At 42.6% G+C, this 12,871-nt stretch carries 10 protein-coding genes; all 10 read right to left on the bottom strand.

Annotation, left to right across the window (positions count from 1 at the left end; genetic code table 11):
• Positions 1-90 precede the first annotated feature (90 nt).
• The 10 genes from glmU to atpG all read right to left on the bottom strand — a co-directional run bounded on the left by glmU (position 91) and on the right by atpG (position 12,845).
• The gene (gene glmU, locus Q0779_RS07305) at positions 91-1,449 is read right to left on the bottom strand and encodes a bifunctional UDP-N-acetylglucosamine diphosphorylase/glucosamine-1-phosphate N-acetyltransferase GlmU (protein WP_298771087.1); all 1,359 of its coding nucleotides are present in this window, start codon (positions 1,447-1,449) and stop codon (positions 91-93) included.
• A 240-nt stretch (positions 1,450-1,689) separates the two neighbouring features.
• Complete coding sequence (locus tag Q0779_RS07300; RefSeq protein WP_298771085.1) at positions 1,690-2,325, bottom strand: hypothetical protein; 636 nt, start codon at positions 2,323-2,325, stop codon at positions 1,690-1,692.
• 94 nt (positions 2,326-2,419) lie between these two features.
• Positions 2,420-3,106, bottom strand: a complete 687-nt coding sequence (locus Q0779_RS07295) for a hypothetical protein (RefSeq protein ID WP_298771084.1) — start codon at positions 3,104-3,106, stop codon at positions 2,420-2,422.
• A gap of 68 nt (positions 3,107-3,174) precedes the next feature.
• Positions 3,175-5,568 carry an ABC transporter permease gene (locus Q0779_RS07290; protein WP_298771082.1) on the bottom strand — a complete coding sequence of 798 codons (2,394 nt, stop codon included), beginning with the start codon at positions 5,566-5,568 and terminating at the stop codon, positions 3,175-3,177.
• Entirely contained in the window at positions 5,562-6,293 is a 732-nt protein-coding gene (locus Q0779_RS07285) for an ABC transporter ATP-binding protein (protein WP_298771080.1), read from the bottom strand. The genes Q0779_RS07290 and Q0779_RS07285 overlap by 7 nt, the downstream gene beginning before the upstream one ends.
• 68 nt (positions 6,294-6,361) lie before the next feature.
• Positions 6,362-7,588, bottom strand: a complete 1,227-nt coding sequence (locus Q0779_RS07280) for an efflux RND transporter periplasmic adaptor subunit (protein ID WP_298771078.1) — start codon at positions 7,586-7,588, stop codon at positions 6,362-6,364.
• 150 nt (positions 7,589-7,738) lie between these two features.
• Positions 7,739-9,883: a winged helix-turn-helix domain-containing protein gene (locus Q0779_RS07275; RefSeq protein WP_298771076.1), complete on the bottom strand. Its 2,145-nt coding sequence runs from the start codon at positions 9,881-9,883 to the stop codon at positions 7,739-7,741.
• 218 nt (positions 9,884-10,101) lie between these two features.
• Positions 10,102-10,521, bottom strand: coding sequence for a F0F1 ATP synthase subunit epsilon (locus Q0779_RS07270; RefSeq protein WP_298771074.1), 420 nt, complete (start codon positions 10,519-10,521; stop codon positions 10,102-10,104).
• 39 nt (positions 10,522-10,560) lie between these two features.
• Positions 10,561-11,949 carry a F0F1 ATP synthase subunit beta gene (atpD, locus tag Q0779_RS07265; protein ID WP_298771072.1) on the bottom strand — a complete coding sequence of 463 codons (1,389 nt, stop codon included), beginning with the start codon at positions 11,947-11,949 and terminating at the stop codon, positions 10,561-10,563.
• A 35-nt stretch (positions 11,950-11,984) separates the two neighbouring features.
• Positions 11,985-12,845, bottom strand: a complete 861-nt coding sequence (gene atpG, locus Q0779_RS07260) for a F0F1 ATP synthase subunit gamma (protein ID WP_298771069.1) — start codon at positions 12,843-12,845, stop codon at positions 11,985-11,987.
• Between the last annotated feature and the right edge of the window lie 26 nt (positions 12,846-12,871).

Below are 12,871 nucleotides of genomic sequence, written 5' to 3'. Positions count from 1 at the left end.
TAAATATCACCCCATGAAAAAACATAAAAAAAGCAGCTGAATTCAGCTGCTTTTAAACATATTAATACTGTCCCGTCCTGAGATAAGTTGTCACTTTTTAACAGGACGTTCCCAATCACTTAAATGACGTTGTTTAACGCGAGTGATCACCAACTCATTTTCACTCACATCTTTAGTGATCGTTGAACCCGCCCCTAAAGTGGCATTTTTGCCAATCGTCACAGGCGCCACTAATTGGGTATCACTGCCAACAAACACCCCATCTTCAATGACCGTTAAGTGCTTATTCGCGCCATCATAGTTACAGGTAATCGTGCCTGCACCTATGTTGACGCCAGCGCCGATCTTGGCATCACCAATATACGCTAAATGTCCCGCTTTTGACCCTTCACCTAATACGGCTTTTTTCATTTCCACAAAATTACCGATATGAGCATCGGTTTTAAGTTCCGCGCCAGGGCGCAAACGCGCGAAAGGCCCCGCACTGGCTTTTATGCCAACTTTCGCTTTTTCAACGATAGAATAAGGCTTAATCACTGCGTTATCGCTAATATCACAATCGATTAGAATAGCGCCCGCACCAATAGTGACATTATTACCAATAGTCACTTGTCCCTCAAAAACCACATTGACATCGATCATCACATCCATGCCAACGGAGACATCGCCACGAATATCAATACGGCTAGGATCTCTTAAGTTAGCGCCAGCAAGCATCAGCTTTTCAGCTTCTCTCATTTGATAAGCTCGCTCGAGTTGTGCTAATTGCACACGATTATTCGCCCCTTCAACCTCGACAGCAGATTGTGGTTGCGCGGTAGCAATATCCACACCATCACGACTCGCCATGGCAATAATATCCGTTAAATAATACTCACCTTGGGCATTATCACTGGATAACTGACCCAACCAAGATTTTAACTGCTTACCCGGTACCGCCATAATGCCAGTATTCACTTCTTGAATAAGTAACTGCTCGGCATTGGCATCTTTTTGCTCAATAATGCCGACGACTTTACCGCCTTCACGCACGATACGGCCATAACCTGTAGGATCCGTTAAATTCACCGTTAGAATAGCGAGCCCATTGTCTGCTTTTGCCGCTAAGAGTGCATTCAAGGTAGAAGTTTGGATTAAAGGCACATCACCATACAAAATAAGCACGGTATCATCATCACCGATATTATCATTGGCTTGTGCGACCGCATGACCTGTACCTAATTGCTCTGCTTGTAATACCCAATTCAGGGGCTGCTCACCTAGCGCCACTTTTAATTTATCTGCCCCATAGCCATACACTAATTGAATAGCCTCACTGCCTAGAGACTTTGCCGTATCAATAACATGCTGAACCATACTCTTATGGGCAATAGGATGTAATACCTTAGGTAAATCAGAGCGCATACGAGTGCCCTTGCCTGCGGCAAGAATGACAACATTTAATGACATGAAAGGGATCCTTTTATTTTAAGCGAATAAGCATTCAAATTTGTAATCAGTGCTTATGGTAACCTAACCATGGAAAGATTGAAAAATTATCCTATTTTAACCTCTCACGTTTTCAACCACACTCTTGTTAACCGCTCTTTTTATAACAACAACTGATGACGTTTAAATGAATACTCTCACCATCCCAAAAAGATAAAACGCCTATTGGCGTTTTATCTGATAGCTAATGGGAAAACAGGCTCAATACAAATTGACAATTTCACCGACTTGAGCACCCTTAGCAATGTCTAACTTCACCTTCTGCTTGAGAATAATTTTACCTGCCACGCTTGAGTCGGCCGAGATACGTAATAGAGGGATAACAGTATTATTGCTCTGATCCTGTTTCTCATTCCCCATAATGATATCGCCTCCCACTAAAGCACCTTGCTGTAGAATAATATCACCATTAATAAGCACCAACTTACCTTCAACCCGCGCTTGCTCTAAGGTGATTTTACCATTAACAACGTCTATATTACCGCCCACTCTTGATTGTGATTTCAACTTCACATCACCATTAGTGATATCAATATTTTCAGCTACTTTTGCAGCTCTGCCTAAGCGCACTTGGCCATTTTTCACTTCAATTTTGTTCGCAGCGGCACTGGCCCCAAGCGTAACCCCACCGTTAAAACTGGCAATATTCTTGGCTTTAGCGCGATTGGATAGCGTCACTCGCCCATTAAACGTCTTAAGGTTATCAACCTTTTCTCCAGAGCTTACATTAATATCGCCATTAAATTCGGTTTGATCCGCCGCCATAACAGTAAAGGGTAATAAACAGATGCTCATAAGAGTCACCATTTTTTTTGAAAAATTTAAAACGCGTTGCATTATATATTCCTTTATTTATATATGTCGTTATATATGACTAGTATTGTATGACTAGTATTGTATGACTAAGTTACAAGGCTGATAAAAACCTCATTCAAATCCCACCAGCCCACATAAATGAGACTCGATTCTGCTCATTTGAGTCATGTTTACTCAAGTTCATCGCCACTTCGCCCAGCATCCGTTGATAATCAATATTCTTTTCAATAGTGTGGATAAACGCTGCTAGCTCTTTCTGTCGATAATGTATATCGCCTACTGGCATCATAGAACGAGCAGCCTGCAAAGTAGAGAAAAGCAATACCGCACCGATATTCACCTCGTCATAAACTTCTTGATTAACTTCCACCAAAAGATGGTCAATGAGTAAATCAATACTGGCTTTATAGGTATCGACACCCGCCTTAAGCATGAGTTCACTATTATCTGATTGACCCAATTTTTCTTTTAATAAATTGGCGCGAAACAGAAAAATAATACAGGCTTCCACCTCACTATCTGCCAAGCGGTATAACTTTGCATCGAGTGATTGATACCAATTCGGCCCAACATGCGCTAACCCTATCAATAAAGAGTCAGTCTGACTTGCGACCAATACACCAGAATCATACTCAGCTAAGGTTGGCACTTGCCTTTTGGGGTTAGCCTGATGTAAAAGTGCATCTAGTGTCATTTGTTCCCAGCTTAAGATCTTATCAGCATGCTCAACCTTTTGATTGAGCAACAACCATTTAATACACCTTGAATAAGGGGAGTCGTAATTCCAATATAATGTCAGCATCTCATAACCCTATAAATATTTTATTCGTTACACTTCTTATTCATTTCACTCTTTATTCGTTATACTTCTTATTCATTTCTGAGCGCCTTAATCGGATCGGTGCGCAGTACTTTGGCGATGGGTAAAAAGCAGGCGAGTGCAACAAAAAGACTTAATAGCACTAATCCCAATAACATCTCAGTCCAGTAAATAGAAAAGTGCCAATCTGGAATAGTACGGCTATAGCCCAAGGCAAAATAAGCAAGCGAGAAGGCAAATAACAAGCTAATAGCCAAAGGTTGGGCTAGTAGCCATAATTGACTGCGAAGCAATCGCTTATTATTCGCGCCCATGGCTAAGCGCACACCTAAATCATAACGGCGCATATTGACCATATAACTGACCATGCCAGCAATACCCGCGATCACCATGAGTAAGGAGATAAACGACAGTCCACCCGCTAATATGGCACCGAAGCGTTGATCGCGACTGATCTCGCTAAAGTCCTCTTCGATACTGGATAAACGCACGATATCGAGTCTAGGGTCTATTTGTGTCAGCTGGCTGTACACATCACTCAAAGTGAAACCTGCATGCTCATCGCTCACTTGTATAAGCAATACATCGGTTCGACGTCCCTTGAACACTCTTGGAATAAAGACTTCAGCTCCCTCATATCTCGACCGTCCAGGATAATCCGTATTACTCACGATCCCCACAATAGTCATAAAATTCTCTGTCGAATATAACTTTATTTTTTGCCCTATTGGGTTATCACTGAATTGATCCGCCAATCGTTGACTAATGATCACAGGGGGGAACTCGGAGAGCATATCGTCTTGCGTAAAAGCACGCCCCTGAATCCGCATATCAAATAACGCTAATTGTTTATCATCAATAGAATTTGGTCGTACGTTACCAATTTTTATTTCCTGTTCATTAATTATCGGGCTCTTATTCATAATAAAAGGCACACGAGTATCATGGGAACGGCTCACGACTTTAACATTTGCTTGAGCCATAAAGTGTTGACTAATGGCCCGCTGCAGGTTTTTACGTTCCTCTTTATCATCGATGAAGGCATAGTTCACTTTCAATGACCATAAATTCTGCATATTGATGTGTGTCGGCCTGAGTGTTTCGGTTAAAGTCCCCATTAGCACTTGACTCGTCGCCACTAGGGTTAATACCGAGAATAATAATTGCAAGCCTATGAGACTGTGACTTACGCCCCGACTCAGTTGCTTACCCGTGCCTTTGCCACTGCTTTGCAAACTGGATAATAGACTGGCTTCATTCACCAGACTCAACTCAATCCAACTAAACAGTAAGGCTATGCCTGTACACATCAAGACCGCGAATAACACGATATTAAAACTAATTCTTAAACTGCCGAGTCTAGGTAATACATTACTGCCCACACTTTGTATCAATTCAAAACTCAAGCCGGTAAAGAGTAAAGCGAATAACATCGGCACACTGAGCAGAATAACATTATGCTTCACGCTTTCTTTAAATAACTGCTTTCGCTTAGCGCCAAAGGCATAACTGACGGCCAATGATTTCACTCGACTCATACCGCGAGCCACTTGCACATTACCCAAATTAATCAAGGCCATTAAGGTCAATAAAGACGCGCCCGCGATTAACATCCACACCAAGCGCACACTGTCACCCTGCAGCACTTGGATAAAAGGTTGTATTTTAGCGCCTAAGCCGTAATGCTTAGCTATCTCCGGCATATTAATTGCCGCCGCGGCCTGCATTTTATCAATTAAGACCTTTTCCACCGCCTCAAACTCTTGCCCATCAACAATTCGCATCACGCCTTGTACATTAGAAGTAATACCGCCAAACTCAATAGGGTTGAATTGTTCATCCATATCTAATGGTAACCAAATGCCTTTTGATACTTCATCGTCATCCGGTAAGGTCCAGTGATCAGACGTCACACCAATCACAGTAAAGCGGCGATCATTGAGCTGAATTGATTTGCCGATAATATTCTCATCACCGCCAAAGTGCTGCTGCCAAGCCCCGAAACTTAAAATGGCAGAAGGCTGCTTATTGCCCAGCTGTTCACGTTCATCAAAGAAGCGCCCTAAGATAGGCTCAACCTTGAGTACTTCAAACAAATTACTACTGGCAAAGAATACTGGCACATCGGGGCGTGAAGGGAGTTCGAGTAATTTATAATCCGACCATGAAAAATACATGGCAATATCAGCAATACCTTGGCTGCTTTCTTTAACATCTAATAAATTCTTGCTGTTGGTGCCAGGTTCAAGCTTACCGTTATATAGCATTGAACCTTCAAATACATAAAGGTTGTCACTGTCTCCATAGGGTAGCGGCTTAAGCAATACGGTATCGACAATACTAAATACCACAAACACCATAGCCAAGGTCAAGGTGAGGCTTAAGATCACGGTCGCGTAATACTGTTTGGCCCTAAAAAGGTTACGAAATAATGCCTTTAACATGCAAGGCTCTCCTCTTCAATTTCAATTCCCTTTTCAGCCCCTTTTTTCACATCTGATTGCACTCTGCCATCGAGCAATTCTATTTGCCTGTGGGCCATTTGTGCATAGCGAGGATCGTGAGTCACTAGAATGATAGTAGTGCCTTGTTTGTTAAGCTCATCCAGTAACGCCATCACCGCATCACCGTTTTTAGAATCAAGGTTGCCCGTCGGCTCATCGACTAACATGATGCCAGAATCTGCCGCCAGCGCTCTGGCAATCGACACCCTTTGCTGCTGCCCGCCGGATAATTGATTCGGAAAGAGCCCCGCTTTATCAGCCAAACCCACTAATTCCAAACATTCTTGCGCTCTCGCTTGCCTCTGGACCTTGTTATCGCCTCGGTATTTCAGTGGCAGGGCGACATTATCAAGAACGCTCTCATCGTCGAGTAAATTAAACGCCTGAAACACGAAGCCGATACGGCGGCTGCGGATCTCGGCGCGCTGATCGCCATTCATCCCCGATACCAATAATCCATCGATATGATATTCCCCTGAGTCGGGCGTATCTAATAACCCTAGAATATTCAATAAGGTGGATTTACCGCAGCCCGATGGCCCTGAAATGGCGACATACTCCCCTTCACTGATACTGAAATCGATCCCTTTTAAAACTTGCGCCGCGGTCGCTTGTGAATCAAAGCTTTTTTGGATAGCTTGAACCCGTAATACTTCCTTTTTCATTTTTATATTCCTATTCTTATTCTGTTTTTAAGGCTTAGGCTGATCTAAATTGGAGTTTAACGTTAGCGTTAATAAGTTAACTGGATTTGTGTGGCATTCGATGACGCTATTCCCGTAACAACCACTTTATCGCCGGGCTCTAGCCCCGAAATCACTTCGATACGTTTACCGGATATTTGCCCAAATTTAACTTGGGTTAATATCCCCGTATCTTCAGTTACCAACTTAAACACTGACTTAACGGTGTTTTCGCTCACCCCTTGTGGCGTATCAATAAAACTCACCTGACTGCGAGACTGACCCAAGATGACGGCATCCACCATTTGCAATGGACGAATATCAGCGCTCAAATTTTCGGGTAATTGGATGTCGACCCTCACCGCCCCCTTTTCAACCACGGGCGCAATACGAATGACTTTACCTTCGACAAGCCCATGGCGGGTATCGATTTCAGCCATGGCATTTAATTGCACTAAATTGACCAACATTTGCGGCACACTAATTTCGGCAATGAGTGGCGATAAACTCCCCACATGAGCAAGCTTGTCACCTAAATTAACACTTTGCCCCAAGCTCACGGGTAAATTTTGCAATACGCCCTTAATCCCTGCTTTAACAACAAGCTGTTCCAGCTGATATTTGGCATTATTGAAGTCAGCCTGCGCCTGTAAAATAACTTCATCCTGAATGGATAAATATTCCGTATGTGCTTGCTTCAATTTGTCGAATTTTTGTAATTCAAAGGCGAGCTTTTGCTGTAGCTGTTTGGCTTGTAAGCGGCCTTTTTTGGCCTCTACTGCGGAGATGATACCAATCTTAGCTAAAGGTGCTTCAGCTTCTGCTTGCAAGCTCGCCATATCCGCTTCAGCTTGATATTGAGAGAGTTCTGACTGCTGCGCTAATATTTCACGTTGCTGCTCTAAAATCAGTTTACGCTTCTGGGTTTTACTGTTTTTAAGCTCACCTAAGGCTTGTTGCAATGCTACTTCTAATTGTGGATTTTTGAGGGTAATAATTAAAGTGTCGGCCTTAACGGTGGCACCAGGTTTTAAATGAATGGTATCGACAACGGCTGTCGTCGTTGCAGTAATGGAGCGTTGATATAATGATTGCAACGTACCGTATCCCGTCACTTCTTGAGCAAAATCCCCGCTCTGTACTTGACTAATATTAATACTATTGGCAGCGACATAGTCTTTATTACCTGAAAAGCCGAGTTGCCAACCACCGACAATGAGCATTGCCGAACTTAATATTAGGCCACTAAAAACGGTTTTTTGTGTTATCCATCTCATCGAATATTCCTACTCTTATTCATTATCACAAAGCGCACAGAGAATGTGCTTAGCTCTACTCTCAGAGCCACTGTACTATGAATAAATCCCCTTTTTTAGGCTATAACTAAACTATAACTAAGGACATTCTTTGCTATGGACAATGAACAACTAAAAAATAAACTCTTTAATTTCATTACGTTGAATGGATTTGGAACGATAGATAAATTTATTATCCACAGAAGATAAGGTGATACGCGGGAATAAATGATAAAAGCGCGCTTGGCGGGTTTTGTGTTGCTTACTCAGTAGATCAAAGATATGAATGTAACTAAAGCGATAATCGAAATCACTCCAAACCACTTTTGAGCCTTTCACATACCAACGTGTAATGACATCAAAATTAATTTGTTGATTAAGTGGCATCATTCCAGTCTTATCTTGTGACATCACAAATAACCAACCAGATTCATTGGCTAATACGTACCCTTTGTTCGTTAATCGAATGGAACGATAATCTGACATAAATGGCTTAGTTTGCATGGTATTTAAATCTAATTGTTGTATTTGCCAGCGCCCTCCGATCCGCTCACCATAAAATACATAGCGCCCTTTTTCAAACACAGAAAAGATTGCATCACTCACCACCTGATGTTGTGCCGTTAAATAATGGATACTCGCTTGCTGCTCGCTTTTTTTCAGGGCTTTCGGGCTAATGGTCTGTTTATCTTTCATTGTTAACATAGCCAATCTATTGCCTATTTTAACCAATAAAGCAGAGGATACCGGGGAGTAGTGCTGGATCTCAATTCTTTCAGGACCATTGAAAAAAATGACTTTGTCACCGGTTTCATCATCGTATAATGCCAGCTCATTGCTGCCCGCTATCTTACTGGTGATCCATTTATGCTGCTCATCGGCATAAAACACCGAACTCACTTCGCTGCCCATGTCCAAAAAATGGGGGTGATAACATGGCTTATCACACTTGGCATTGAAATCTTCTTCAACATAAAAACGATTTTGCTGAGATAAATCTTGCTGCAGCAAAGTTAATTTATTAGGGCCTGCACTGAGCCATGAAAACTGACTGGTATCATCAGTATAAATGACCTTTTCAATTTGAGTAATCAAATCTAGCAAGACCAATTGATTAGGATAAAGAAGCAATAGTTCAGTATCGTTTTTCCAATCTAATGCAGGTGTGGAGTGCAGCAAGACCCTTTGAAAAATCTGTTTTTTCGACGCAAGATCGATAACACTAAGCTCAACTTGCTTATTATTCAATTCCTTTATTGCCGCAATTTTTTGTTTATCAGGAGAGAGTTTGGCCATAGCAAAATCTTCCCCAGTATTATTGGTCGATAACAACAAATTCAATGCTGAATTGTCAATATTTAAGCGATAATACATGGGGGTATCACTCGCTTTTTGTGCCAATAATACAATCACTTCATTTTCATTTAATCCAATATGCACATCACCAATAAAATGAAAACCTGTGAGTAAAGCGGTGGCAGTTAGCCCTTCCTCATTAAGTGATATTTTTTGTAGTGCACTGTTACCTGCAATGAGATCTGTATAAATAATCTGAGTATTATCGCGGACAAACGTTAAGAAGGTGGCATTTTTAGCATCATAAGTCAGCTGGCGAACATGCCCACTTTGCTTATTAAGTAAATAAACTTGATTATCTTGTTCACTGGCGAGCTTTCCAGTAAAGGCGATATAATGATCATCACTGCTCACTTCAAAGGTCAGTTTTTCTGCGGGAAACGATGATACCGAGCTCAACACCACCACCTTTGCAGTGTCTAAACTATTATCGATGAGCTGTTTTGCGCCAATAATCGATAAACTGATCATCAGTAACACTAAACTTAACGCAATATAATACCCAAGCTGCCATGGCCTTTTTTGAGTACTCGTAGGCGCTTGTAAGAGCCTATCGGCATTGTTTGATGGTGTTTGAGTATGTGACTTATCATGCAGAAGCGTAATAACACATATTAGCTTGTAGCCACGCTTAGGGACTGATTTTATGTATTTTGGCGCATTAAGATCGGTATCATTAAACAATGTACGCAGTTTTTTAATGGCGCTGCGAACCGCAGTATCTGAAACGACTCTGTCTGACCACACATTCTCATGTAGCGCTTTAAGGGTCACATATCCTTGGCGACATTGATAGAGGTATAATAAAAGCTCAAGCACTTTGGGCTCAACAGATAATTCAGACTCATCAAGATAGAGCACTTGCTGATGTATATCTAACGTAAAGTCACCTAACTGTACCCAATTACATTCCACTTGCACAACTGCTCCCTCAAAGACGACTGACAGCGATAAATATTACAAGATAAGCATTACTCAAGCCAATAACAAAAATAGAGGTTATGAACAACACACCTTTTTTATGCGAATAAGACAACAATAAGAAATAAATTGAAAAAACAAAAAAGGCACCATTAGGCGCCTTTTTTTAAGCAGGTAAATCACACTGCTATATCAAACATCGTCAGTGAAGAATAACCTTATTTACCTAGGTTTTTCTTGATGGTCTCAACGACGCGCAATTGAGCGACTGCTTGCGCAAGCTCTTTTGCTGCCGCAGCGTAATCGAAGTCAGCACCCGCTTTGGCCATAGAGGCCTCTGCATGACGCTTGGCTTCTTCAGCTGCTTTTTCGTCGATCTCATCAGCACGCATGACCACATCAGCCATGATAGCAACAGAAGTCGGTTGAACTTCAAGCAAACCGCCTGAAAGATAAAACACATCTTCTTTACTATCGAGCCTAGCGATACGTACCATGCCAGGTCTAATGCTTGTCAGCAAAGGTGCATGACCTAACTTAATACCTAGTTCACCTTCGGCGCCAGTTACTTGTAAACTCAGTACCTGATCCCCAAAGATGCTGCTTTCTGCACTTACAACATCAAGTCGTATTGTCATGCCATCACCCTGTTTGCTGTTAAACTGGCCCAAGGCGAGTTACTTTTTATTAGCTTTTTCGACAGCTTCGTCGATAGAGCCAACCATGTAGAACGCTTGCTCTGGAATGTGATCAAATTCACCTTCCAATAGACCTTTAAAGCCACGAATAGTGTCTTTAAGTGAAACGTACTTACCTGGAGAACCAGTAAATATTTCAGCAACAAAGAATGGCTGAGACAAGAAACGCTCAATCTTACGGGCACGTGCTACGGTTGTCTTATCTTCATCAGATAATTCATCCATACCCAGAATGGCGATGATGTCTTTTAGTTCTTTATAACGTTGTAGTACGGTTTGAACACCGTTTGCAATGTCATAATGCTCTTGACCAACAACCAAAGGATCTAATTGACGTGACGTCGAATCCAATGGGTCAACCGCAGGGTAAATACCCAAAGAGGCAATTTGACGTGACAATACTACAGTCGCATCTAAGTGAGCAAATGTCGTTGCAGGTGATGGATCGGTTAAATCATCCGCAGGAACGTAAACGGCTTGAACAGAGGTAATTGACCCTGTTTTAGTCGATGTAATACGCTCTTGAAGAACACCCATCTCCTCTGCCAATGTTGGCTGATAACCTACCGCTGAAGGCATACGCCCTAGCAGTGCTGATACTTCTGTACCGGCAAGGGTATAACGGTAAATATTATCAACAAATAATAATACGTCACGACCTTCGTCACGGAACTTCTCAGCCATGGTTAAACCAGACAGTGCCACACGTAGACGGTTTCCTGGCGGCTCGTTCATTTGGCCATAAACCATGGCGACTTTGTCGAGTACACCAGAATCTTCCATCTCGTAGTAGAAATCGTTACCCTCACGAGTACGCTCACCTACACCAGCGAAGACTGATAAACCTGAGTGTGCTTTAGCGATGTTGTTAATCAGTTCCATCATGTTAACTGTTTTACCAACACCCGCACCACCAAACAGACCGACTTTACCACCTTTAGCAAACGGACAAACAAGGTCAATAACCTTGATACCGGTTTCTAAAAGTTCAGTGGTGCTTGACTGATCTTCGTATGAAGGCGCCTCACGGTGAATGATATAACGATCTTTTTCACCAATTGGACCCGCTTCATCGATAGGCTCACCCAATACGTTCATGATACGGCCAAGGGTTGCATCCCCAACCGGAACTGAAATTGGTGAACCTGAGTTTTCTACCTCGATACCACGACTCAAACCATCGGATGTACCCATGGCAATGGCACGGACTACGCCGCCACCAAGTTGCTGCTGAACTTCCAGCACCAAGCCTTTACATGGGCTTTCGCCAATAATTCTTAGAGCGTCGTATACCTGAGGTACGGCATCTTGTGGAAACTCAACGTCCACAACCGCGCCAATCACTTGGACAACAGTACCTGTGCTCATGATTAATCCTCTAAAACTTGTATTCGTTACCTAGCCTAAACCGCAGCTGCACCTGACACAATTTCCGACAATTCTTGCGTAATCGCAGCTTGTCGAGCCTTGTTATAAACCAGTTGCAAATCACTGATCATATCACCAGCATTATCGGTTGCTGCCTTCATCGCTACCATACGGGCAGCTTGTTCAGACGCAACATTTTCGACAACACCTTGATAGACTTGAGACTCCACATATCGAACCAATAATGTGTCCAAAAGTGCTTTTGGATCTGGCTCGTAGATGTAATCCCAATGATGAGCATGCTCATCTTCTTCAGACTTAGGCAAAGGTAGTAGCTGCTCGATCACAGGCGTTTGAGACATGGTATTCACAAATTTGTTAAATACAATGTACAAACGATCCAGTTTGCCTTCGTTGTAAGCTTCTAACATGACACGCACGGTACCAATCAAGTCATCCAGTTTAGGTGAATCACCTAACGCCGATGCTTGGGCCAATACGTTGCCACCAAAGCTTTTGAAAAACTGTACACTACGAGCACCGATAGGGCAGAAATCAAATTCTGCATCTTGCTCTTGCCAGCTTTTCATGTCTGCCATTACCTTTTTAAAAAGGTTAACGTTCAGACCACCACAAAGACCACGGTCGGTTGACACAACAATGTAACCAACCCGCTTAGCTTCTCTCACCTCTAAATAGGGGTGTTTATACTCGAGAGAGCCTTGCGCGACGTGACCAATCACCTTACGCATGGTTTCCGCATATGGACGACTCGCAGCCATGCGATCTTGCGCTTTGCGCATTTTGCTGGCTGCCACCATTTCCATGGCGGAAGTGATCTTCTGAGTGTTTTGAACACTCGCGATCTTACTTTTAATCTCTTTAGCGCCGGCCATCTTTACTCTCCAATCTGGACCAGAGG

Source organism: uncultured Shewanella sp. (genome assembly GCF_947491715.1).
Taxonomy (GTDB): Bacteria; Pseudomonadota; Gammaproteobacteria; order Enterobacterales; family Shewanellaceae; genus Shewanella.
This window is presented reverse-complemented; position numbering and strand designations above follow the sequence as displayed.